This window comes from Nocardioides jiangsuensis (genome assembly GCF_019679455.1).
Taxonomy (GTDB): domain Bacteria; phylum Actinomycetota; class Actinomycetes; order Propionibacteriales; family Nocardioidaceae; genus Nocardioides_C; species Nocardioides_C jiangsuensis.
This window is the reverse complement of the sequence record NZ_JAIEZQ010000001.1, coordinates 717,438-740,748: the sequence shown is the minus strand read 5'-3', so window position 1 is coordinate 740,748 and position 23,311 is coordinate 717,438. Positions and strand designations below refer to the sequence as shown.

Genomic DNA, 23,311 nt, shown 5'->3' with positions numbered 1-23,311 from the left:
GTCGGGTCCGGTGGTTGACTGACGGGCAGGGGGACGCCGGGCGTGCTCAGCGCCCTCGCGCCGGCGACGACCGCCCCCGCGCGGAGCTGTCGTCATGCTCGGTCCGCACACACGCCGCAGTCCCGATGGTCTTCCCCGCGCCGGCCGGGAGACCGTCGTCCTGGGGGCCGGCATGGCAGGCCTCCTCGCCGCCGCCGTGCTGGCCGAGGTGTTCGACCACGTCACCGTGGTCGAGCGCGACCGGCTGCCGCCGGACGCCGCACCGCGGCGGGGCGTCCCGCAGGGCAGACACGTGCACGTGCTGCTGTCCCGCGGGGCGAAGGCGATCGACGAGCTCCTCCCCGGCCTCCTCGCGGAGCTGACCCGCGCCGGCGGGGTGACCGTGGCGAACCTGAACCGGATGAGCCTGGAGTTCGGCGGCCATCTCCTCTGCCAGGACGACGCGGAGTCGGACCCCACCCACCTGCAGACCCGGCCCTTCCTGGAGGGCCACGTGCTGAGGCGGGTGAGGGGGCTGTCGAGGACGACGACGCTCGACGGCCACGACGTCGTGGACCTCCTCTGGGACAGGGAGGGCGGCCGGGTGGTGGGTGCGACCGTCGTACCGCGCTCCTCGCCCGGGGAGCCCCGGCGGCTGAGCGCAGACCTCGTCGTGGTGGCCACGGGTCGCAGCGGCCGGGTGGGAGCCTGGCTCAGGCAGCACGGGTACGACGAGCCCAAGGAGGAGGAGCTGGCGATCGACCTCGTGTACGTCAGCCGGCTGGTCCGCATGGACCGCGCCCTGACGCGTGGCCGGGACGCGGTCGTGGTCAGCGCGAACCCGGAGCGCCCCACCGGGGTCGCGGCGCTCCGCCAGGAGGACGACCTCTGGGTGGTCAGCGTGGAGGGGTTCGCCGGGCACCATCCCCCGACCGATCCGGACGCGTGGCTGGAGATGGCTGTCCGGCTCGCCCCACCTGACCTCGCCCCGGCGATCCGCGGGGCGGTGATGGTCACCGACCTCAGCGCCCACCGCTTCCCGGCCAACCTGTGGCGGCGCTTCGACAAGCTCGACCGGTTCCCCGAGGGGCTGCTCGTGACCGGTGACGCCGTGTGCAGCTTCAACCCGGTCTACGGGCAGGGCATGACAGTCGCCGCCCTGGAGGCGCTTGCCCTACGGGACTCGCTCCGCGGCGGGACCCGGGATCTGGCGACCCGGTTCTTCAAGCGGGCGGCCAAGCCGGTCCGGCTCGCCTGGCAGTCCGCGGTGGGCGGCGACCTCTCGATGCCACCCGAGGTGGTCCCGGGCCCCCGTCCGCTCCCGGTCCGGGCGGTGAACGCCTACCTCGACCACTATCTGGAGGCTGCCGAGCACGACGCGGAGATGGCGTGGAGCTTCTTGAAGGTCACCGGTTTCGACGAGCCGACCCGTGCCCTGTTCACGCCGCACGCCCTGCGCCGTATCGCCGCCTCTCGCCGGCACGGCGCGGAGGAGCACGCACTCGTGGGAGCGGAGGGACAGGGACGCGGCTGACCGGGCGGCGCCTACTGTGCCGAGGCGAGAAGCTGCCGCTCCGGGGCAGGCACCCGGACCCGGATCTCCGCCCCCAGCCGGGCGCCGGCGGTCAGCTCGAGGTCGTCGCCGGACCAGAAGTTGCCGGGGTCGTAGTAGTTCGTCGGCCGGTCTCCCGCCAGCAGTCCCATGGCCTGGTACGTGCCGGCGACGACCTCGGCGCAGTAGGTCGACTCCACCGGGGCCGGACGTCGTAGCCGGCCGCGCAACCAGCGGCCGGCCAGCGTGGCCGTCGCCGGGAACGGGGTCCCGTCCATCCGGGCGATGGTCCGCAGCAGGGCGTCCTCCATCTCCGCGGTCACCGGGGTCTCCAGCTGCCGCAGCCACGCCCGCTGCTCGTACCGGTGGCACCACTGCTCCACCGCGGACGCGAGGTCGTGGAGCTGCACCCCGCGGTGGTGGGTGCCGGTCCACACGTCCAACAGGCCCTTGCCGAGCTCGGCGTGCCACATCAGCGGCGGCAGGTCGTCGAGGACCACCGCCATGCCGACGTGGTTGACCGGCGCGTTGGTGACGGCACGGATAGCGTGGTCCGCAGCCGAGCGGCCCCGGAACAGCCACAGGTCTCCGGTCCGGGTGAGGTCGACGGCCGCCGCGAGGCTCAATGTCGCATCTGCCACGGAAAGGTCTCCTGCCTCATGAAGCTCTGGAAGGTTCTCGGTCTCGCCGGCCTGGCCGGTGTCGCCGCCACGGGTGCCATCATCGCCCGGGAGCAGCGGCAGCGGACGCAGCTGCCCCCCGAGGAGATCCGTGCCCGCCTCCACGCGCGGCTCGAGCGGGCCGGACCGGCCGCCCGTTGACGGGGGAGGGCGCGCCTACGGCGGGCTGGTCAGCTCGCCAGCGGGTGGTACGGGTCGTGGTCGGAGAGGATCTTCTCGACCCGCGCCTGGTCCAGCCGGGTCGCCAGCAGGGACGTCTCCTGCGCGTCGCGGACGCACTTGGCGAGCGTGAACGACGACGTCACGAGGAACAGCGTGCCGACCGCGAGGAACGCCCGCATCCACGGGTCGACCGGCAGGTAGCAGATGCCGAGGACGACCGAGAGGAGGGCGATGCCGAAGGAGAGGCCCGCCTGGGCGAAGAAGGCGGTGGTGGTCTTGGAGGTGCCTGGTGTGCTCATGGAGACGACTGTGCCTGTGTCGGCGACGGACGACATCCGTGCAGGTACTCAACTGGGTGTGTCCCATTTCCTGCAAGAAAGGAGCGGCACCGCCCGCTCCTCGCATTTCCAAGGTAACCCGCGGAGGGGGGCTTGCTGCAAGGCCCCCCTCATGCCGCAGAATCGCCGACTCGAAGGCAGAACGTCGGAGGGGCTGGACTGTGACCGAGCATGCCGTACTGATCGTGGGCGGAGGGCCCACGGGGCTGATGCTGGCCGGCGAGCTGGCGCTGGCGGGGGTCGACGCTGCCATCGTCGAGCGGCGCGCCAGCCAGGACCTCCCCGGCTCGCGCGCCGGCGGTCTTCACGCACGAACCATCGAGGTCCTCGATCAGCGTGGCATCGCCGATCGGTTTCTCGCGGAGGGAAAGGTGGCCCAGGTCGCGGGTTTCGCTCGGGTCGCGTTCGACATCAGCGACTTCCCTACGCGGCATCCCTACGGGCTCGGGCTGTGGCAGAACCACATCGAGCGCATCCTGGCCGGCTGGGTCGACGAGCTGGCCGTGACCATCTACCGCGAACGTGAGGCGATGGGGATCGCGCAGGACGACACCGGCGTCGACGTCGAGCTGTCCGACGGCCGGTCGCTGCGGGCGGACTACCTCGTCGGGTGCGACGGAGGGCGAAGCCTCGTCCGCAAAGAGGCCGGCATCGAGTTCCCCGGGTGGGATCCGACGACCAGCGCCCTGATCGCCGAGGCCGAGATGGCCGAGGAGCCGGAGCTGGGCACCCGCCAGGACGCCGCCGGCCTCCACGGCCTCGGCAGGGTCGAGTACGAGATCCGCGACGGCGACGTGATCTTCGCCGACCACGGGCCGGTCAGGGTCATGGTGACCGAGCAGCACGTCGGGTCGAAGAGCGAGCCCACCCTGCACGATGTGAGCGAGGCGCTCATCGGCGTGTATGGGACCGACTACGGGATCCACAGTCCCATCTGGATCTCCCGGTTCACCGACCTGACCCGTCAGGCCGCGGCCTACCGGAAAGCCCGAGTGCTGCTGGCCGGCGACGCCGCACACGTGCACTCCCCAGTGGGCGGGCAGGGACTCAACACCGGCGTGCAGGATGCGGTGAACCTGGGGTGGAAGCTGGCCCAGGTGGTCAAGGGCGTGTCGCCGGACAGTCTTCTGGACACCTATCACGACGAACGCCACCCGGTCGCTGCCCGCGTGCTGCGCAACACGATGGCGCAAGTCGCTCTCATCCGCCCGGGCGACGCGCGCCTCGATGCCTTGCGCGACACCGTGTCCGACCTGTTGAGCATGGACGAGCCGCGCAAGCGGTACGCCGCGATGATGTCCGGCCTGGACATCCACTACGAGCTCGGCGAGGGACACCCGCTGCTCGGTCGTCGCATGCCCGATCTCGACCTGGTCACCGCGGAGGGGCCGCGTCGGGTCTTCACCCTGCTTCACCAGGCCCGGCCGGTCCTGCTCAACCTCGGCGAACCCGGTGGACTCGACATCACGCCGTGGGCGGAACGGGTCCAGCTGGTCGATGCCGACTTCGGCGGCACCTGGGAGCTCCCGGCGCTCGGCAACGTCGCTGCTCCCGCTGCGGTGTTGATCCGGCCCGACGGATACGTCGCGTGGGTGGGAGACGGGACCCACGTCGGGCTCGAGGACGCGCTTACTCGCTGGTTCGGGCCGCCCGCCTAGCCGCGGATGGCGGTCCGGTGGTACCCGGCCACACGAGCGTCTCAGCGTTCCGTGTCCGCGTGCTCGCGCGCGCAGCTGATGACCGCCCTCAGGTCGAGCCCGTACGCCGAGCCGTCGCCGGCGTCGTACTCCTCGAGTCGGGCCGCACCCCGCTCGAGGAGCCGGAGGGCTCCGGTGCTGTTGCCGCGGGCGGCGTGCGTGAGTCCGACGCAGATCTGCGCGAGACCCTGCCACAGGTCGCGTTCCTCGTCCGGGCCGGCCTTCCAGCGGGCCTCCAGGACCTCGTGCGCGGAGAAGGGCCTCCCCTCCCGCACCAGGCTCCGGGCGAATTCCAGGGTCTCCAACGGCGGCAGTGGCTCCTCCGAGACCGGCTCGACGCCGGCGGCCCCATAGGGCAATGGTCGACCGAGAGCATCACGAGGGCGCTCCTGGCGTGGGCGACCGGCGGAGTCGCGGTCCCGGTCACCGGTCATGGCAGGCACCGGCCCGAGTGGCCCCGAGGCATTCCCGACGACGTCATGTGCCCCATGGTAGGAGGTGGTCCGCTGAGCCTCCGCGACGGCCGCTGTCCGCGCGCTGGATGCCGATCGGCGAGCGATCGCCGCCCTGGGCCGCGGCTAGGTGTACAGGCAGAACGGGTGCCCCGCGGGGTCGAGGAGGACCCGCACGTCGTCCTGCGGTTGGTGCTCGGGCAACTCTGCGCCCAGTCCCACCGCGTGGGCCACGGCCTCTTCGAGGTCGGTGACCTCGAAGTCGAGGTGGACCATCATCTGCTGGCGGTCCGGGACGCCCGGCCACACCGGGCGCACGTAGTCGGGGTTGCGCTGGATGCTGAGGTACGCCACGCCCTCGCCGAGGTCCAGCGCCGCGCCCTCCGAATCCTGCTTCCAGATGGGCCATCCGCGTAGCTCGGAGTAGAAGTGCGCGAGCACGCCGACGTCCGGCGCGTCCAGCACCACGCCCCACCAGTCCGAGCGAGACCAGCGATCGCCGCGATCCTCCGTCTGCGGGTTCTCTTCCACGAAGGCGACGCTACCGCGACGGACGCACGCGCGTGGTCGCCTCGGTGTGCGGCACGGTCCGGCCTGCGGCAACGAAAACGGCGGCTGACACTGCACAGTGCTGTGCAGGTCAGCCGCCGTCTCCGTCGACCATCAGGGGACCATCAGGTCCCGCCGATCAGATGTCGTAGTTCTGATGTCACACCCGGCTGACCTGCGCAAACACTCGAATCTAGAGGTGCTGGGCCGCTGGGGCCACACGCGGTTTACTCCCAAGGTCAGAGCCTCAGAGCCTCAGAGCCACAGGGCAGCGAGTTTGATAGCTCGGTCAACGCCGGGCGCACTATGGGCGCGCCGCTGAGGTGAAGTGAAGACCGGCTCAGAAGCGATGAACGCGGCCAGGCTCATCTGGCTGGGAATGGACATGCTGACTCCCGTCTCGCCGGGGCCTCCTGGTGGTGCCTCGCTCGGAAGCCAGGTGCGCGCCTGCGACCAGACGGACGGCGAGGTGCAGGGAAGGCGTGAGGCAATGGCGGCCAGGCACCTGGATCGCCGAATCTTAGACTCCACGATAGCCCCGTGGCGAGAGGCAGTAGCTGGCCCCAACTTGAGCGGATCACACGGACGAACCCAAATCGTCGGTCGCCGCACCGAACGCGACAGCCGTTGAGAAGATCAGCCGCCGCACTCCGGTGAGATGGGCAAAGAGTGCGACCCCCACGATCAGGCCCCTATGCACGTGGGGGCGTTCGAGCGCCCGCTTGCGAGCACCCTCCGTTCGGTCCTGTCCACCTGGCGGAAGCCAACTGGGCGCATGGAGGCTACCTGTGCCGCATGCGCGTAGTGTCGAATCTGGAATCTCGGATTCGGTGAACGGGGTCCACTATGAACGGTCTGAGCCTCGGGATCCCCGGGGTCGGAGTTGTCAGCCCAGGAACGCACTTCTGCGCGCTCTACTCGGGCCCGGCCGAGCGCGACCGGCTCTTGTTCCCATTCCTCGAGGAGGGGCTGAGGCACGGCGACAAGTGCCTATGCCTGATCGACGATGTGGAGCCGGCGCTGGTCCGGGATCTCGCCGTGGGACAGCCCGGCCGGGAGTACTCCCAACGATCGGCACAGCTTGACGTCGAACGGGCGTCGGATACCTACCTCCGCTCGGGGGAGTTCAGCATCGCAGAAATGATGAGCTTCCTCTTCGAGAGCGCGGACGCTGCGATCGCAGACGACTTCGACCTTCTCCGGGCCGCCGGTGAGATGTCGTGGGTGCTGCCTGGGCCCCCGGGCTGGGAGGACCTGTTCCTCTATGAGACGGCCCTCAACCACGCCGTCGAACAGATGCCCGCCATCCTCATGTGCCTCTACGACCTGCAGAAGTTCGGGGCCGAGATGCTCGTCGAGGTGCTCCGCACCCACCCCACGGTTCTGCTGGACCGCACGGTGATCGACAACCCCCACTACTTGCACCCGACGGAGTACCCGCCCGCCGCCAGTGCCACCGCCGGAACCCGGTATCCCATGGTCAAGGTAGGTGCGGACGGCGAGGAGGGAACGGACCGCGGGTGGGCGTCGCTCACCGACGCCGAGCGGCGCGTCGTTTCCCGGGTAGCTGGGGGGATGACCAACCGCAGTATCGCGGAGGAGCTCCACCTCTCCCGCCACACGGTGGACGCCCATCTCAAGCACGTCTACCTCAAGCTCGACATCCACTCCCGAGTCGAGCTGACCGTGCTGGCTATGCAGCACCGCGTCCACGTGGGCTAGCCCGAGGCGCTCCGGCCCGTCAGGTGCACCCGTTCACGGGATGCAGGTGACCTGCGCGCCCGAGAGCATGGCGTGACAAGTGCTTCCGGCGAATGGAGCGGTCATGGGCAGGGCAGTCGGCATCGACCTGGGAACGACGAACTCGGTGATCGCGGCCATGGAAGGTGGCCAGCCGCAGGTGATCCCCAACGCGGAGGGCAACCGGACGACGCCGTCGGTGGTCGCCTTCCTGGAGAATGGCGAGCGACTGGTCGGCCAGATGGCCCGACGCCAGGCGATCCTGAACCCGAAGGGGACGATCTATTCCGCGAAGCGCTTCATCGGCCGCATGTACGACGAGATCAGCAGCGAGCTGACAACCGTCTCGTTCGACGTGGTCTCCGGTCCCGACGGCGCGGCGCGCTTCCAGGTCAACGGCAAGCCTTACGCGCCCGAGGAGATCTCGGCGCAGGTGCTTCGGAAGCTGGTCGACGACGCCGGGAAGTTCCTCGGCGAGCGGGTCACCGAGGCGGTCATCACCGTCCCGGCGCACTTCAGCGACGCGCAGCGACAGGCCACCAAGGACGCAGGCAAGATCGCTGGGCTCGAAGTTCTCCGGATCATCAACGAGCCGACGGCAGCAGCCCTCGCCTACGGGATGGACAAGCTCGAGAACGAGACCGTGCTGGTCTTCGACCTCGGCGGCGGCACGTTCGACGTGAGCATCCTGACCGTCGGAGAGGGCGTGGTCGAGGTCCGGTCGACGGCCGGGGACACACATCTGGGCGGCGACGACTTCGACCGCCGCATCGTCGACTACCTGGCCGACGACTTCAAGAAGGCCAACGGCATCGACCTCCGTGACGACTCCCAGGCCCTGCAGCGTCTGTTCGAGGCTGCCGAGAAGGCCAAGGTGGAGCTCTCGGCGGTCACCCAGACCGCCGTCAACCTCCCCTTCGTCACCGCTGACGCCTCCGGGCCCAAGCACCTCAACGTCAACCTGATGAGGTCGACGTTCGAGCAGCTCACCGCCGACCTCGTCGAGCGCTGCCTCGGCCCGGTCAAGCAGGCCATGGAGGACGCCAAGGTCACCGCCGACGACATCGACGAGGTCATCCTCGTGGGCGGCTCGACGCGGATCCCGGCCGTGCAAGCCTTGGTACGCCGCCTGACCGGGGGCAAGGACCCCAACATGACCGTCAACCCGGACGAGGTCGTCGCCATTGGCGCGGCCGTCCAGGCGGCGATCATCAAGGGCGACGTCAAGGACGTGCTGCTCCTCGACGTCACGCCCCTGTCGCTGGGGCTCGAGACCATGGGCGGGGTGATGACCAAGGTCATCGACCGCAACACCACCATCCCGGCCCGGCGAACCGAGATCTTCAGCACCGCCGAGGACAACCAGTCCGCCGTCGACGTCGTCGTCCTCCAGGGCGAGCGGGAGAGAGCGGCCGACAACCGCGTGCTGGCCCGGTTCCGGCTGGAGAAGATCCGTCCCGCGCCCCGCGGGGTGCCCCAGATCGAGGTCACCTTCGACATCGACGCCAACGGCATCCTGCACGTCTCGGCGCGCGACAAGGACACCGGTGCCGAGCAGCAGGTGACCATCAGCGAGACCTCCACGCTCAGCCAGGAGGAAGTCGACCGGATGATCAAGGACGCCGAGACTCACCGCGGCGAGGACGCCGCCCTGCGCGAACGGGTCGATGCTCGCAACGAGCTCGACTCCGTGGCCTACCAGGTTCGCAAGGGCCTCGAAGAAGCCGGTGCATCGGTGCCCCAGCACGACCGCGCCCGCGCCGAGATGCTGGTCGAGGAGGCCCGGCAGGCCGTCGAGGGCGACGAACCCGTCGACCGCCTCCGCGCTCTGACCGGGGAGCTCCACCAGATGAGCCAGGCGCTGAGCACCGCCACCCGGCCCGGCGGCGGATCTTCGGCCGGGCCGGCCAGCGCCTCCGATGAGACGACTGACAGTGATGACGAGGACGTCATCGACGCCGATTTCACCGCTCACTGACGGCCATGTCCGACCACGAGGCACCGACGACCGAGGCCCCGACCAACGGGACAGGAAGCGACGAGGCTCCGGCGAACGAAACCCCGGAGCACGTCGACGACGCAGCCGAGCGCGTCGACCAGGCGCGCCAGATCGCCGAGCTGGAGGACGCGTGGCGGCGTACGGCTGCCGAGCTGGACAACTTCCGCAAGCGTTGCGCGCGCGACGTGGTCCGCGGCCGCGAGCAGGAACGGGCGGCCGTCGCAACCAGCTGGCTACCCGTCCTGGACAACCTGGAGCGGGCGCTCGAGCACGCGTCGTCCGACCCCGAGTCTGTGGTCGAGGGCGTCCGTGCCGTGCTGGCGCAGGCGATCGGCGTCCTGGCCGACCTCGGCTACCCGCGTCGCGACGACAACGGCCGGGCCTTTGACCCGGCCGTGCACGAGGCGGTCAGCACTATGTCCGATGAGGGGCTGGTGCCCGGCACCGTGGCCCAGGTCGTGCGTCCCGGCTACGGGCCCGATGACAAGATCCTGCGGCCGGCCGCGGTCGTGGTGGCCACCAGGGCAACCTGATGGCCCAAGACTTCTACGAGATCCTCGGAGTCTCCCGCGATGCCGACCCGGCCGACATCCAGCGGGCCTACCGCAGGCTGGCGCGCCAGCACCACCCCGACGTCAACAAGCACTCCGAGGCCGAGGAGCGGTTCAAGGACATCGCCGAGGCCTACGACGTGCTCTCGGATCCCGAGCTGCGTCGCCGCTACGACGCCTTCGGCGAGGACTTCCGCCGCGTTCCTCCCGACACGGATCCGGCCGCCTGGCGCCAAGCCCGGACGTACGCCGACGCCGGTGCAGGGGCGGGGGCGCGCGGCCGCTGGGCGTCGGGGGCAGGCCCGTCGGGAGGTTTCGGAGCCGGCGACTTCGGCGACGACGTCGACATCGAGGACCTGCTCGGGGGAATCTTCGGCGGCCGGGGGCGCGGTGGTCGGGGCCGGGCCGGCTGGGGACCAGGCCCGGTCCCGGGCTCCGACCACGAGGCCGAGGTGGAGGTGTCGGTCGAAGAGGCCTACCACGGCACCGAGCGCAGCTTCACGATCAGCGGCCCCGACGGCCCTCGCACGCTCGACGTCACCGTCCCGGCGGGCGTGGTCGACGGTCAGCGCATCCGGCTGCGCGGCCAGGGCGGCCCGGGCAGCGGTTCGGCGGCAGACGGAGACCTCTACCTAGTGGTCCGGATCGCCGACCACCCGCGTTACCGGGTCGAGGGCCGCGACCTGCACGCACTCCTGCCGATCGCTCCGTGGGAGGCAGCCCTGGGCGCTTCGGTCTCCGTCGACACGCCCGGAGGCGCCGCCACCCTGAAGGTCCCGACCGGCTCGTCCAGCCACCGCCGGTTGCGGCTCCAGGGCCGCGGGCTTCCCAACCGACGCGGCAAGCCGGGAAACTTCTACGCCGAACTGCAGATCCGCGTGCCCGGGACCCTCGACGACGACGAGCAGCGGCTCTTCGAGGAGCTCGCGAAGGTGTCCAGCTTCGACGCGAGGAGCAGACGATGACCGCGGTCACGCACTTCGCCCTCGCTCGGCCCTACCGGCTCAGCCTCGACAGCTATGCCCAGGTCGCCGGCGTACATCCCGAGCTTGTACGCCGCCTGGTCGCCCTCGGGCTCCTGGAGGTCACCCGCGACACACAGGGGCGCTTGTGGTTCGACCCCTCCCAGGTGAGGGAGATGGCCAGAATCCAGCGGCTGCGGATGAGCCTGAACCTCGGCTACTCGGCCATCGGGCTGGTCGTCGAGCTGCTTGACCGGATCGCAGAGCTGGAGAAGACCCAACGACGAATGTCACGACGAGGAGACGCTCCATGGACATGAACAGACTGACCCAGAAGTCGCAGGAGGCTCTGCACGACGCCCAGACCAAGGCGCTGCGCTTCGGTCACGTCGAGGTGGACGGGGAACACCTGCTGCTGGCACTGCTCGACCAGGCGGAAGGCTTGGTCGCGCCACTGCTCACCCGGGCGGGAGCCGATCCGGACCGGCTCCGCGAGGACCTGGAGGCCGAGCTCGGCCGCCGCCCGCGGGTCAGCGGGCCCGGTGTGACGCCCGGGCAGGTCCACATCACCCAACGGCTCTCGCGACTGCTCGACACGGCCGACCGCGAGTCCCGCCGGCTCAAGGACGAGTACGTCTCGGTCGAGCACCTCGTGATCGCCCTGGTGGAGGAGGGGTCGGGCTCGGCGGCCGGGCGGCTCCTCCACGCTCAGGGGCTGACCCGCGACAGTTTCCTGGCGGCACTGACCGAAGTGCGCGGTCACCAGCGGGTGACATCGGCGACACCGGAGGGGACCTACGAGGCGCTGGACAAGTACGGCCGCGACCTCGTCGCGGCCGCGGCAGCCGGCAAGCTCGAGCCGGTGATCGGCCGGGACTCGGAGATCCGCCGCACCATCCAAATCCTGTCGCGCAAGAGCAAGAACAACCCGGTGCTGATCGGCGAGCCCGGGGTCGGGAAGACCGCGATCGTCGAGGGCCTGGCCCAACGCATCACCGACGGCGACGTGCCCGAGGGCCTGCGGGACAAGACCATCTTCGCCTTGGACATGGGGGCCCTCATCGCCGGAGCGAAGTACCGCGGCGAGTTCGAGGAGCGCCTGAAGGCCGTGCTCAACGAGGTCCAGAGCGCCGAGGGCCACATCCTGCTGTTCGTCGACGAACTGCACACCGTCGTGGGTGCCGGCGCCGGCGAGGGTGCGATGGACGCCGGCAACATGCTCAAGCCCATGCTCGCCCGCGGCGAACTGCACATGATCGGCGCAACCACCCTGGACGAGTACCGCACACACATCGAAAAGGACGCAGCCCTCGAGCGCCGCTTCCAGCCGGTCCTCGTCGACGAGCCCAACGAAGAGGACGCCCTCTCGATCCTGCGTGGGCTCCGCGAGCGGCTCGAAGTCTTCCACGGCGTGAAGATCCACGACGGCGCCCTGGTGGCAGCGGTGACCCTGAGTCACCGCTACATCTCCGACCGCTTCCTGCCCGACAAGGCCATCGACCTCGTCGACGAGGCCTGCGCGATGCTGCGCACCGAGATCGACTCGATGCCGGCCGAGCTCGACGAGCTCACCCGGCGCGTGACCCGGATGGAGATCGAGGAGGCGGCACTCTCGCAGGAGGAGGACGCCGCGAGCACGGCCCGCCTCGAGGAGCTGCGCAAGGAGCTGGCCGACTCGCGAGCCGGGGCCGATGCCCTGCGCGCACAGTGGGAGGCCGAACGGTCCGCGCTGCGCGAGGTGCAGTCTCTACGCCAGGAGCTGGAACAGGTCCGGCTGGAGAGCGAGCGGGCCGAGCGCGAATACGACCTCAACCGAGCGGCGTCCCTGCGACACGGCAAGCTGCCGGAGATCCACCGGCGACTGGAGGCGGCCGAATCCCGGCTCGCCGGCAAGCAGGGCGGGCGCCGGCTGCTGCGCGAGGTCGTGACCGCCGACGAGATCGCCGACATCGTCTCGCGCTGGACCGGCATCCCGGTCACGCGACTCCAGGAAGGGGAGCGCGACAAGCTGCTCCGCCTCGACGAGGTGCTCCACGAACGCGTCATCGGCCAGGACGAAGCAGTCCAACTGGTGGCCGACGCCGTCGTCCGCGCCCGCTCAGGCATCAAGAACCCCCAGCGACCCATCGGGTCGTTCATCTTCCTCGGCCCCACCGGCGTCGGAAAGACCGAACTTGCCAAGACGCTGGCCGCCGCCCTGTTCGACACCGCGGAGAACATGATCCGGATCGACATGAGCGAGTATCAGGAGCGGCACACCGTCAGCCGGCTGGTCGGGGCACCTCCCGGCTACGTTGGCTACGAGGAGGGCGGTCAGCTCACCGAGGCCGTGCGCCGCAAGCCCTACGCGGTGGTCCTGCTCGACGAGATCGAGAAAGCCCACGTCGACGTCTTCAACACGCTGCTCCAGGTGCTCGACGACGGCCGCCTGACCGACTCCCACGGCCGCACCGTCGACTTCCGCAACACCGTGCTGATCATGACCTCCAACATCGGCTCGGAATACCTGCTCGAGGGGGTCACCGCGGGCGGCGAGGTCAAGGACGATGCGCGCTCGATGGTGATGCGCACCTTGCAGTCGCACTTCCGCCCGGAGTTCCTCAACCGCGTCGACGAGATCGTGATGTTCAAGCCACTGACGCTCTCCGAGATCGAGCGGATCGTCGACCTCCAGCTCGAGGAGCTGCGCGAGCGGCTGGCCGACATGCGGATCACCCTCGAAGTCACGCCTGCGGCGCGTCGCTTCATCGCCGACCAGGGCTTCGACCCGGCGTACGGCGCCCGCCCGCTGCGACGGCTCATCTCCCGCGAGGTGGAAACCCAGGTCGGCCGGGCGCTGCTGCGCGGCGACGCGGCCGACGGAGGCGCGATCTCGGTCGACTTCGCCGACGGGAAGATCACGGTGACTGCGGCCGGCAAGCCGTCAGACGGGCGGGCCGTGGCATGACCGCGACCGCCCAGAAGTCGACGAAGGTCGAGTGCGGCAACTGCGGAACAAAGAACCGCGTTCCGGCGGTTGCCGAGGGCACGCCACGCTGCGGGAAGTGCAGCACTCCGCTGCGCTGGGTGGTGGACGCGACCGACGACGAGTTCCACGCCGTCGTCGACGAGTCGAGCCTGCCCGTGCTGGTCGACGTGTGGGCTCCGTGGTGCGGCCCCTGCCGGATGGTGAGCCCGGCCCTGGAGAAGCTGGCCGGGGAGCTGGCCGGCAACCTCAAGCTGGTCAAGGTCAACGCCGACGAGAACCCAACTGTGAGCCGACGGTTCGAGGTCCAGGCGATCCCGACCCTGGTCCTCCTCGACCACGGCAAGGTGGTCGACAAACAGATCGGCGCCCTTCCCGAGCACCAGCTGCGCTCATGGCTCGAGTCCAAGCTCCCGACGAGGGCGCGATGACCGCCAACCCGACGCGCGTCGGCGCCGACCCACACCTCGAAATCATCCGACCTGTGCCGCCACCCGCCCGGCGCGCCTGCGCCGAGTGCGTGCAGCTCGGCACCCCATGGGTCCACCTGCGCCAGTGCCTGACCTGTGGCCAGATCAGCTGCTGCGACTCCTCACCGATGCGACACGCGCGCGCTCACGCCGCCACGACTGGCCACGTCATCGTGCGTTCGATCGAACCTGGGGAGAACTGGAGATGGTGCTATGTCGACGAGCAATTCGTCTGAACTCGAGCTCGCGGACCTACCCGAGACCCCCGACACCACCGGCGCCTACCCCCGCCTCACCGACGAGCAGATCATGCAGCTCTCGCAGTACGGAGAGCGGAAGGCGCTGACCAAGGGCACCACGCTGTTCTGCGCGGGGGACCGCGACTGCGGCCTGTTCATCGTCCTGGACGGCAGGGTCCGGGTCGTCCAGGAGGACGGCCCCGAGGGAGAGTCGCGAGTGCTCGCCGTCCACGGGCGAGGTCGCTTCGTGGGCGATCTGTCGATCCTGACCGGCCAAGCGGTCTACGTCACCGCCGTCGCCCAGACCGACGTCGAGGTCCTCGAAGTGCTCTACGACCGGCTCAAGGAGGCGGTCACCCAGGATCAGGCGCTCGGAGACCTGATCCTGCGGGCCTTCATCCTCCGACGCAACATTCACGCCGACCTCGGCGCCGGCCTCCGGATCATCGGCTCCCGCTACTCAGCCAACACCCGCCGGCTGAGGGACTTCGTGAGCCGCAACCGCATCCCGTGCCGCTGGGATGACGTGGAGGAGGATCCCGAGGCAGAGGTCACCCTGCGAGCGTTCGACATCCCACCCGACCAGACACCCGTCGTGATCTTGAAAGGGCAGACGGTCCTGCGAAACCCCAGCACCACTGAGCTGGCCGACCTCATCGGGCTACGAGCGGCGCCGAAGCGCTCGGCGTACGACCTCGTGGTGGTCGGCGCGGGCCCGGGCGGACTGGCCGCAGCGGTCTACGCCGCATCCGAGGGGCTCTCCACAGTCGTCCTGGACGCGCTCGCCACCGGCGGCCAGGCGGCCACGTCGTCCCAGATAGAGAACTACCTGGGGTTCCCCGCCGGCATCACCGGCGGCGAGCTGGCCGACCGCGCCGTGGTCCAGGCCCGCAAGTTCGGCGCCGTCTTCACCATCCCCGGCGAGGCTACCTCCCTCACACAGGCCGACGGCTACCACGTGGTGGGGCTAGCAGAGGGGGACGACCTGATCGCACACGCCGTGCTCGTCGCCACCGGCGTGCGCTACCGACGCCTCGACATCCCGGGGACGGACCGCCTCGAGGGCAGCAGCGTCTACTACGCCGCCACAGAATTCGAGGCCCGGCTGTGCCGACAGGACCCCGTCACCGTCGTGGGCGGCGGCAACTCCGCAGGTCAGGCGGCCTGCTTCCTGGCCCGACAGTCGCCAGTGGTCAACCTGGTCATCCGACACGACGACCTGGGGAGGGACATGTCCCGCTACCTGGCCGACCGCGTCAAGCAGTCACCACGCATCAAGGTCTGGCGCAACAGCGAGGTGTGCGAGCTCATCGGGGACGAAGCGCTCCATGAGGTGCTGCTGCACGACCTCCACACCGATGCGAAGCAGCGCGTCGCGACGACAGCTCTGTTCGTGCTGATCGGTTCGGCCCCCCACACCAGCTGGCTCCAGGGGGAGATCCCGCTGGACGAGAAGGGCTTCGTGCTCACCGGACCCGCCGCCGACTGCCACGACGGCATGTTCGAGACCCGTCGCCAGGGCGTGTTCGCCGTGGGCGACGTCCGCAGTGGCTCGGTCAAGCGCGTCGCCTCAGCCGTCGGCGAGGGCTCGGTCGCGATCCGCCAGGTCCACGAGTTCCTGGAAGCCGAGGGACGTCGGTGAGAGGCCGCCCGCCAAGAAGGCACGAAACCAGGAGGAACACATGACCACCGACAAGGTCGGCTACTTCGTTGGCAGCCTTTCGTCGACGTCGATCAACCGCATCCTGTCCAAGGCCCTCATCCGGGTGGCCCCAGACGACCTGGAGTTCAGCGAGATTCCCATCGGCAACCTCCCGCTGTACAGCCCGGACTTCGACAACGACTACCCGCCTGAAGCCAGAGCGCTCAAGGCGTCGATCGCTGCCGTCGACGCGGTGCTCTTCGTCACTCCGGAGTACAACCGTTCAATCCCCGGGGCGTTGAAGAACGCGATCGACTGGGCGTCCCGACCATGGGGAGAGAACTCCTTCGACCACATCCCAGCGGCGGTGATCGGCGCCTCCGTCGGCCAGATCGGCACCGCCATGGGTCAACAAAGCCTGCGCGGTGTGCTCAGCTTCTGCAACGCCCGGCAGATGACCTCTCCCGAGGCCTACATCCAGTACTCCCCCGATGTCTTCCAGGAAGACGGCGAGGTCACCAACGACTCCACCAAAGAGTTCCTCCGCGCCTACATGGCCGAGTTCCGCACCTACATCGGCATGGTCCTGACAGTCCTGCCACGCCCACAAGAGCCGAGCGACGACGCGACAAGGTGAGCCTTCTGGCAAAGATGACGACAGGTAGGAACGACGACCGGCGGATCGAGCTCACTCCCGGGAACCAGTAGGTCCCCGCTCGGACAGAATGGGGGTTCGGGCTTGCGATCGCCATCGAGGGGCGGACGAGCTACGCCCCAGGGCCGGTGGGTAGGCATGGCTGGCGGCCACGATGCTCTGGACGATGTCGAGCTCTTCGTCGTCCCGTGGTCCGTAGACCATCACGAAGCCGGGGGAGAGGCGGGTCCCGGCCCAGGGGTGCATGCGGCCCAGCCGCGGGTGACGAGGTCGGCGTTCGTGCATGGCTCGCGCGCGACGACCGTGTCGGACGACGTTGACGAGCGCTGGTCACCCCTTCCGCACGCTCTGGCGCGATTCCTGCCGGTACGTGTAAGCGGCGGCCCGGACCACGTCGTCGCTCTCCAGACCCGCCCCGAGAGCGCCGCCCAGTGTTGCGAGAGAGCTTGTGAGCCACGCCAGCTTCATGTAGTCGCCAACTCGCACGGCATGCCCGATGCCCTCCTCGAGCAGTTGTGCAGGCACCAGAACCGGTGAGGTCACGAGTGCGAGCAGGAGCAGTGCGGCGTAGAGGAAGAGCACACCCAGAACGACCGTTGCCGTGGTAGCCAGGTTGAAGAGGGTTACCTGCTTACGACCGGCCGGGTGTGACGTGTGTTCCCACAGACCAGCCCCCGCGATCAGCGCGACCGTGATCCCTGCGACAGACCCCATCGCGATCGCCGAGAGTCGGATCCAGCCGAGCGCGGCGCTCAGCTGCCAGATGTCGGGGGTGACGAGGGCGAACACCCCCGTTGCCAGAGCGGCGGTCAGCGCTCTCGAGAGTCCGATCGCAAGTCTCCACGGCTGGTTGGCCCGGATCATTCCGATCAGTAGTCGCAGGTTCCCGCTGAGGACTCTCGCGGTGAACATCACGCTGCCGTCTCTCTCCGGCTGCTGGCTCCTTCCGAGCTCGCTGGCGCGGCGTCCGAGACCAGCAACACGGCCCGAGAGGGCGTGGTCCGCCGTGTCCCCGAGCAAGGTGCGCACGAGCCCGACGACCGCGTCACGGGTGCGTCTACGCAGTCCGATGGCGCCGAGCGCCGGGAGGCACACGACAGCCACGCCGTGCAGAGGACTCGCGTGAGCCACCACCGGTCGCCGGTGTGCCTTCAGGGGCAAATCGGTGAGACAGACGACCAAATCCCATCCTTCCTTCAAGAGCCGGTTCCTTGCCGCGGCGACGAGGGCGGCGTCGTCGGAAGGTGGATACACGAGGGCGTCGACCACGTTGGACACCCGCCACTGGACGGCGGGCAAGTGCAAACTGAGCTCGGCGTGCAGGTCGTCGGCGAGGATCGATGCAATCTCAGTGGCCGAACCCGGCGCCGAGATGAGTCCGATCCCCACCTCGTCCGTGCTCATGGGGAAGCGGCCGGGCTGCGCCGATGGTTTCGACCTTCGTGCGTCATGGTGCGAGTGTCGGATCACCGCGCTGCGTGAAGCAAGAGACACGGTCCCATCTGAGACGCTTCGGAGGGTCACGGGCATGCCGCGGCGCGTCGACGGCTACCACGCCGTGCAGCTCGCCGCTATAGAAGTGTTCTCGGCACGCGCGCCGTCATCCTGTCGACCGGCGCCCTCAGCCTCGAGGAGGCCATGGTCCACGGCCTGACGACGGACGAGCGGCGGCCGCGCCCTGAGACGGCTCTCTTCGCACTGATCGGGCCCGGGGACACCCGGTGGTTTCGGCGCGACTCGTGCGCGACAGAGGTTCGTCCTGACCGGCAGGGCCCATGGAGGCACGGGACGTTCGGAGCGAGCACGGACGTTTTCGCGTTTCGGGCAGGTGCGTTGTGACTCGGTGATCCGGCCGGCGTCCGCGGTGGGTGAGGGCGCGATCTCTGTGCGCCACGTGCACGAGTACCGCCTGAGGGCTGGCCGAACGTGATGGGTCGGTGCCAGGGACCGTGTTGAGCGTGTACGAAGGGGTTCTCACCGATGGTCTCGTGGTCGGCAGCCTTGGGCGCCTCGTGCGCCCGGCGTAGCCGGATCTGGCGCCGCACATACGTCATCAACGCGTGGCGAGGTCCCGACGGAACCCCTGGGGCGTCCCGGGTTGCGGCTGACGCCGAGAGCCTCCGCGTTGAGGTAGAGCTCGGTGATGACCTCTTCCTCGGCCTCGTCGCGGTCGTCGTCTGCCCAAGCCGCACGGTCCTTGATGAGCCGCGCAGCGCCGCCTCGTAGCCGAATTGCGCAGTACGTCGCGAGACGGCCTTGGGGGCGGTTTCTGGACATCGACCGGGCGTCGGACACCTACCGCCGCTCGGGATAGGGCTTGCGCGATTTCCTGGAGCGCGTTGCGCCCCAATCCCTTGTGGATCCCGGGGAACCGGGGAGCAGGAGTCCTCTTCTTCTTCTTTCTACTGTCCCTCAGCCTGCCTTCCCTAGTCCGGGGACGCCCCGCCGCGGACGCACGCACCTTGAGCGGCCTGCAACCGCTGATCGGGTCGCAGAGCTCTCGGAGTACCTCGACGTGCCCATCAAGACCCTCTGCGAGTGGCATCAGAGCGGCCCTCATCCTGCCCCCGTCGCGTCCTAGGCCGACCACGGGTCGCAGGTAACCGCGCCGGTCGGTCTCTTGTCCCGACTCAGATCACGCGAGCCCAGCCTCGTGCCGCTGTCCAGGCGTTCTCATGCTGTCTCCGGAGGTTGCACGCGAGGCCCGCGTAGTGTGCCGCCACATGAAGGAGCGAGAGCTCGAGGCCAGAGTCATGCGGTTCGTCCGCGAGATCGGCATCGCGCCCGAGGGCAAGGTGCGAACGGTGGGTTTCGACCTCACGAGAGGCGTGGTCGTCATCAACACCGACGAAGCCACCTATGCGGCACCTGCCGCAGGCTTGTGGTCTGACTATGCGGACAACGTGGCGCGGATGAGGCCCCAGCATGCCCCGCTGATCAAGTACCCGGACGGAGGAACCGAGTCGGATGCCCACGCCTCCGTGCCTCATCCCGACTAATGCCTGTCCGGTGACGGGCGCAGGCATCGCCCTCGACATTCTCGAAGACCACCAGCCCGCTCGGAAAGGCGCTGAGCGTCCAGCCGGACTCCGTCGTGACCGCTACGCCTGGGTGCTCGGGATCCGGTGTGACTGGCCACTGGCGTTCTAGTTGGTCGAGGGGTTGATCCGTCTTTGAAGGTGATGGCGAACGTGTTCAGCGCCGCCTTCGAGTTACACCGACGATCTGACGAACCCCGATCTAGGTTCGTTGCCGCGCGAGACGGTTGCGACGCTCCTCCTCGCGCTTTGAGTACGCGGCCGCGCGGATCGCCTCGTCCGACTCCAAGCCACTGCCGAGGCCCCCGCCAACAGTCGCCGCCGACGCCACGAACCAGGCCAGCACGAAGAGATCGCCGTAGCCGAGGGAGGCGTGGAGGTAGCCGCCCATCACGGCGGGATCGAGGACGAACATCGCCCAGACCAGGTTCACGACGTAGAGCGCGAGGTAGCAGATGAGCACCCCGGCGGTCAGGGTCAGCAACGTCGAGGTGTTGTAGAGGCGCGACCTCTCCCGAGCCTCGGGGGAGTTGTCGTCGGGGCGGTCCCACAGTTCGCCGTCAATCACGAGCCAGGCGACGACGAGCGCGACGGAGGCGATCGTCGCGACCATGAGGCGCCACCAGGACAAGGAGCCAGCTAGTAGCCACACCGTGGAATTGATCGTGGCGACGGCGCCGGTTGCCAGTGCCGCGACGAGCGCGGACTTGAGTCCGGGCACGAGGCGCCATGGTCGGTTGGCGAGCACCATCCCCGCGAGCAATCGCCAGCGGCCACCGAGGCGGGGGAGCGGGACGCGGTGCTGCTCGTCCTGCGAGGAGGAGGCGGCCATGCCGCGGACGAGCGTGCGCACGGCGTGGCGAGTGCGTGCCTGCGTACGGAGTCCGCCGAGCGCAGGCAGCGACAGCACGGCTGTCCGTTGTTGCGGGTCGGCTTCGATGAGGAGATAGCGGCCGTCGTCGTCGCGAAGGGGAAGCTCGGTCAGGCCGACGACGAGGTCCCACTCATGCTGGTGAGCCTGGTCCCCCAGACGCGCTAACGCGGTGTCGACGTCCTCGGAACCGGTGGTGAACGGCTCGCTGACGACCTCGATGTCCCAGGCGCCGTGATGCTCGCCCGTCGGCGGGTCGAGGTCCTTGATCCGATGCGCCATCTGGGTGGGCGAGGCCGGGTCAGCCACTAGACCGACGTGGATCGGCTTCATGGTCCGAATGTACCCACAGCGTTCGCGTAGACGCGTGAGCCCATTACTCGAGGTCCGCTCACCGGCTAGAGGTGATACAAGGGACCTCCGGCCGTCTCTTCACACCATGGAGTCCATGGAGCATCGGGACAAGGGGTCGCAGGGTCAAACGCGACATAAATGTGCCGTCAGGCTGAAGCCGAGCCAGCAACGGCCGCCACGCGTGAGAACGACGAGGGCCCCAACGCAAGCCGGGGCCCTCGTGTTGGAGCTCTGAGTTCGAGCTCTACGTGAGATCTCACTAAATGTCGTAGTACATCTCGAACTCGTGCGGGTGCGGGCGCAGCTGGATCGGGGCGATCTCGTTGGTCCGCTTGTAGTCGATCCACGTCTCGATCAGGTCGGGGGTGAACACGCCACCCTCGAGCAGGAAGTCGTGGTCGGCCTCGAGCGAGTCCATCACCGCGTCGAGCGACGCGGGCACGGTCTCGATGTCGGCGTGCTCGTCCGGCGGCAGCTCGTAGAGGTCCTTGTCGACCGGAGCGGCCGGCTCGATCTTGTTCTTGATGCCGTCGATGCCGGCGAGCAGCATCGCCGCGAACGCGAGGTACGGGTTCGACGACGGGTCGGGGCAGCGGAACTCGACGCGCTTGGCCTTCGGGTTCGACCCGGTGATCGGGATCCGGATGCACGCCGAGCGGTTGCGCTGGCTGTAGACCAGGTTGACCGGGGCCTCGAAGCCGGGCACCAGACGGTGGTAGGAGTTCACCGTCGGGTTCGTGAACGCGAGCAGCGACGGGGCGTGCTTGAGCAGGCCGCCGATGTAGTAGCGCGCCATGTCGGAGAGGCCGGCGTACCCGGACTCGTCGTAGAACAGCGGCTCGCCGTTGTTCCAGATCGACTGGTGGCAGTGCATGCCGGAGCCGTTGTCACCGAAGATCGGCTTCGGCATGAAGGTCGCGGTCTTGCCGTTGCGCCAGGCGACGTTCTTGACGATGTACTTGAACTTCATCACCGCGTCGGCGGAGTTCAGCAGCTCGTCGAAGCGCCAGTTGATCTCGGCCTGGCCGGCGGTGCCGACCTCGTGGTGCGCGCGCTCGACGACAAGCCCGGCCTTCTCGAGCTCGACGGTGATCTCGTCGCGCAGGTCACCGAAGTGGTCGTACGGCGCCACCGGGAAGTAACCGCCCTTGTACTTCACCTTGTAGCCGCGGTTGTCGCCCTCGGCGCCGGTGTTCCAGGCGCCCGCCTCGGAGTCGATGTGGTAGTAGCCGGCGTTCTGGGTGGTCTCGAAGCGCACCGAGTCGAACACGTAGAACTCGGCCTCGGGGGCGAAGAACGCGGTGTCGCCGATGCCGGTGCTCTTGAGGTACGCCTGCGCCTTGCGCGCGATGTTGCGCGGGTCGCGGCTGTAGGCCTCACCGGTCAGCGGGTCGTGGATGAAGAAGTTCACGATGAGCGTCTTGCGCTCGCGGAACGGGTCGAGGTACGCGGTGGTCGGGTCCGGGAACAGGGACATGTCCGACTCGTGGATCGCCTGGAACCCGCGGATCGAGGACCCGTCGAAGTTGAGGCCGTCGTCGAAGACCGACTGGTCGAAGGACGACACGGGAACCGTGAAGTGCTGCATGACGCCGGGCAGGTCGCAGAAACGGACGTCGACCATCTCGACGCCCTCGTCCTTGATGTACTTCAGCAGCTCTTCGCTGTTCTGGAACATTCGTCCTCCTTGGCCGCGCCGAGGCGGTCCACTTTTCTTGCAAGGGATCGTCAGATGCGTCGCTGCACCATTCCCCGCAACCTATGTACGGGCGATTAAGTGACCGTATCCACTTTGTTTCATGCGTGTAACAGTCCGGGTGTCCAGGGAACGCCCGGGACGGACGGCCCGCGCTCGGGCGTCCGTGCGACAGGTAGCGTTGTCCGGGTGAGTGACCCCCGGCCTCCCGCCTCCTCCCTCGGTCCGTCGTACCCCGGCCAGCGGCTCGGGCTGCCCGCGGAGGGCCCCGGGTCCGTGGCCGGCTGGGGGCGCCGGATCCTCGCACTGGTCCTGGACTGGTTCGCCTCCATGCTCGTGGTCGCGGCGTTCATCGGCACGGATGTCTGGACCGGCCGCGGCCTGGCGCAGTGGGCGCCGATGACGGTGTTCCTGCTCGAGGCGACCCTGCTCACCCCGCTGATGGGCGGGTCGTTCGGGCAGCTGGTGTGCCGCGTGGCGGTGGTGCGGGTCGACGGGAAGCCGGTCAACGTCCTGCACGCGCTGCTCCGCACCGCGCTGATCTGTCTGGTGGTCCCGCCGCTGGTCTTCAACCGGGACCAGCGCGGCCTGCACGACCTCGCCGTCAAGACGGTGACCGTCGTCCGCTGACCGGTCGGGTACGGCGGCCGGCCTCCGGTACGGCGCCCCGCGGACGGGTCGTGCGAGAGGTGACCACTGGCCCTACAGCGCCGCCCGGCC

The 23,311-nt window shown here is 69.0% G+C and carries 23 protein-coding genes; 15 read left to right on the top strand and 8 right to left on the bottom strand.

Annotation, left to right across the window (positions count from 1 at the left end):
• Positions 1 to 94: 94 nt before the first annotated feature.
• On the top strand, positions 95 to 1,513 hold the full coding sequence (locus K1X13_RS03500; protein ID WP_225914507.1) for an FAD-dependent monooxygenase: 1,419 nt from the start codon (positions 95 to 97) through the stop codon (positions 1,511 to 1,513).
• A gap of 11 nt (positions 1,514 to 1,524) precedes the next feature.
• Here the strand turns inward: K1X13_RS03500 and K1X13_RS03495 are convergent, their stop codons facing one another.
• Positions 1,525 to 2,172: a hypothetical protein gene (locus K1X13_RS03495; protein WP_221023628.1), complete on the bottom strand. Its 648-nt coding sequence runs from the start codon at positions 2,170 to 2,172 to the stop codon at positions 1,525 to 1,527.
• 18 nt (positions 2,173 to 2,190) lie between these two features.
• On the opposite strand from K1X13_RS03495, the gene K1X13_RS03490 reads away from it, so the two are divergent.
• On the top strand, positions 2,191 to 2,352 hold the full coding sequence (locus tag K1X13_RS03490; protein ID WP_221023627.1) for a hypothetical protein: 162 nt from the start codon (positions 2,191 to 2,193) through the stop codon (positions 2,350 to 2,352).
• 29 nt (positions 2,353 to 2,381) lie between these two features.
• Here the strand turns inward: K1X13_RS03490 and K1X13_RS03485 are convergent, their stop codons facing one another.
• Positions 2,382 to 2,672 (bottom strand): YiaA/YiaB family inner membrane protein, encoded by a 291-nt coding sequence (locus tag K1X13_RS03485; protein ID WP_221023626.1) that lies wholly within the window; start codon positions 2,670 to 2,672, stop codon positions 2,382 to 2,384.
• Positions 2,673 to 2,872: 200 nt separating this feature from the next.
• Here K1X13_RS03485 and K1X13_RS03480 point away from each other — a divergent pair, with 200 nt between their 5' ends.
• Complete coding sequence (locus K1X13_RS03480; RefSeq protein WP_221023625.1) at positions 2,873 to 4,369, top strand: FAD-dependent monooxygenase; 1,497 nt, start codon at positions 2,873 to 2,875, stop codon at positions 4,367 to 4,369.
• A gap of 41 nt (positions 4,370 to 4,410) precedes the next feature.
• On the opposite strand, the gene K1X13_RS03475 is transcribed toward K1X13_RS03480, so the two are convergent.
• Positions 4,411 to 4,713: a DUF309 domain-containing protein gene (locus K1X13_RS03475; protein ID WP_225914506.1), complete on the bottom strand. Its 303-nt coding sequence runs from the start codon at positions 4,711 to 4,713 to the stop codon at positions 4,411 to 4,413.
• Between the two features lie 273 nt (positions 4,714 to 4,986).
• Positions 4,987 to 5,391: a VOC family protein gene (locus K1X13_RS03470; RefSeq protein WP_308249369.1), complete on the bottom strand. Its 405-nt coding sequence runs from the start codon at positions 5,389 to 5,391 to the stop codon at positions 4,987 to 4,989.
• Positions 5,392 to 6,255: 864 nt separating this feature from the next.
• Between K1X13_RS03470 and K1X13_RS03465 the strand changes: the two genes are divergently transcribed.
• From K1X13_RS03465 to K1X13_RS03420, 10 genes are all read left to right on the top strand, one after another.
• Positions 6,256 to 7,131 (top strand): MEDS domain-containing protein, encoded by an 876-nt coding sequence (locus K1X13_RS03465; protein ID WP_221023623.1) that lies wholly within the window; start codon positions 6,256 to 6,258, stop codon positions 7,129 to 7,131.
• 103 nt (positions 7,132 to 7,234) lie between these two features.
• Entirely contained in the window at positions 7,235 to 9,127 is a 1,893-nt protein-coding gene (dnaK, locus tag K1X13_RS03460; protein ID WP_221023622.1) for a molecular chaperone DnaK, read from the top strand.
• A 5-nt stretch (positions 9,128 to 9,132) separates the two neighbouring features.
• Positions 9,133 to 9,681: a nucleotide exchange factor GrpE gene (locus tag K1X13_RS03455; protein ID WP_221023621.1), complete on the top strand. Its 549-nt coding sequence runs from the start codon at positions 9,133 to 9,135 to the stop codon at positions 9,679 to 9,681.
• A complete protein-coding gene (locus tag K1X13_RS03450) occupies positions 9,681 to 10,664 on the top strand; it encodes a DnaJ C-terminal domain-containing protein (RefSeq protein WP_221023620.1) in 984 nt (327 codons plus the stop codon). Before K1X13_RS03455 ends, K1X13_RS03450 begins: the two co-directional genes overlap by 1 nt.
• Positions 10,661 to 10,981, top strand: coding sequence for a chaperone modulator CbpM (locus K1X13_RS03445; RefSeq protein ID WP_221023619.1), 321 nt, complete (start codon positions 10,661 to 10,663; stop codon positions 10,979 to 10,981). The genes K1X13_RS03450 and K1X13_RS03445 overlap by 4 nt, the downstream gene beginning before the upstream one ends.
• A complete protein-coding gene (clpB, locus tag K1X13_RS03440; RefSeq protein ID WP_221023618.1) occupies positions 10,972 to 13,608 on the top strand; it encodes an ATP-dependent chaperone ClpB in 2,637 nt (878 codons plus the stop codon). The genes K1X13_RS03445 and clpB overlap by 10 nt, the downstream gene beginning before the upstream one ends.
• Entirely contained in the window at positions 13,605 to 14,057 is a 453-nt protein-coding gene (gene trxA / locus K1X13_RS03435; protein ID WP_221023617.1) for a thioredoxin, read from the top strand. Before clpB ends, trxA begins: the two co-directional genes overlap by 4 nt.
• Positions 14,054 to 14,332, top strand: a complete 279-nt coding sequence (locus K1X13_RS03430) for a UBP-type zinc finger domain-containing protein (RefSeq protein ID WP_221023616.1) — start codon at positions 14,054 to 14,056, stop codon at positions 14,330 to 14,332. The genes trxA and K1X13_RS03430 overlap by 4 nt, the downstream gene beginning before the upstream one ends.
• Entirely contained in the window at positions 14,310 to 15,977 is a 1,668-nt protein-coding gene (locus K1X13_RS03425) for an FAD-dependent oxidoreductase (protein ID WP_221023615.1), read from the top strand. The genes K1X13_RS03430 and K1X13_RS03425 overlap by 23 nt, the downstream gene beginning before the upstream one ends.
• Positions 15,978 to 16,017: 40 nt before the next feature.
• Positions 16,018 to 16,614 carry an NADPH-dependent FMN reductase gene (locus K1X13_RS03420; RefSeq protein WP_221023614.1) on the top strand — a complete coding sequence of 199 codons (597 nt, stop codon included), beginning with the start codon at positions 16,018 to 16,020 and terminating at the stop codon, positions 16,612 to 16,614.
• 51 nt (positions 16,615 to 16,665) lie between these two features.
• Here the strand turns inward: K1X13_RS03420 and K1X13_RS19880 are convergent, their stop codons facing one another.
• Both K1X13_RS19880 and K1X13_RS03415 read right to left on the bottom strand, forming a co-directional pair.
• The gene (locus tag K1X13_RS19880) at positions 16,666 to 16,878 is read right to left on the bottom strand and encodes a luciferase domain-containing protein (protein ID WP_443678908.1); all 213 of its coding nucleotides are present in this window, start codon (positions 16,876 to 16,878) and stop codon (positions 16,666 to 16,668) included.
• A gap of 84 nt (positions 16,879 to 16,962) precedes the next feature.
• Positions 16,963 to 18,036 carry a hypothetical protein gene (locus K1X13_RS03415; RefSeq protein WP_221023613.1) on the bottom strand — a complete coding sequence of 358 codons (1,074 nt, stop codon included), beginning with the start codon at positions 18,034 to 18,036 and terminating at the stop codon, positions 16,963 to 16,965.
• A gap of 1,319 nt (positions 18,037 to 19,355) precedes the next feature.
• Here K1X13_RS03415 and K1X13_RS03410 point away from each other — a divergent pair.
• The gene (locus K1X13_RS03410; RefSeq protein ID WP_221023612.1) at positions 19,356 to 19,631 is read left to right on the top strand and encodes a hypothetical protein; all 276 of its coding nucleotides are present in this window, start codon (positions 19,356 to 19,358) and stop codon (positions 19,629 to 19,631) included.
• A 241-nt stretch (positions 19,632 to 19,872) separates the two neighbouring features.
• Here the strand turns inward: K1X13_RS03410 and K1X13_RS03405 are convergent, their stop codons facing one another.
• Together K1X13_RS03405 and glnA are read right to left on the bottom strand one after the other, a co-directional pair.
• On the bottom strand, positions 19,873 to 20,874 hold the full coding sequence (locus K1X13_RS03405) for a hypothetical protein (RefSeq protein WP_221023611.1): 1,002 nt from the start codon (positions 20,872 to 20,874) through the stop codon (positions 19,873 to 19,875).
• A gap of 280 nt (positions 20,875 to 21,154) precedes the next feature.
• Positions 21,155 to 22,573 (bottom strand): type I glutamate--ammonia ligase, encoded by a 1,419-nt coding sequence (gene glnA, locus K1X13_RS03400; protein WP_221023610.1) that lies wholly within the window; start codon positions 22,571 to 22,573, stop codon positions 21,155 to 21,157.
• Between the two features lie 207 nt (positions 22,574 to 22,780).
• On the opposite strand from glnA, the gene K1X13_RS03395 reads away from it, so the two are divergent.
• Entirely contained in the window at positions 22,781 to 23,221 is a 441-nt protein-coding gene (locus K1X13_RS03395) for an RDD family protein (protein WP_221023609.1), read from the top strand.
• Positions 23,222 to 23,311 lie beyond the last annotated feature (90 nt).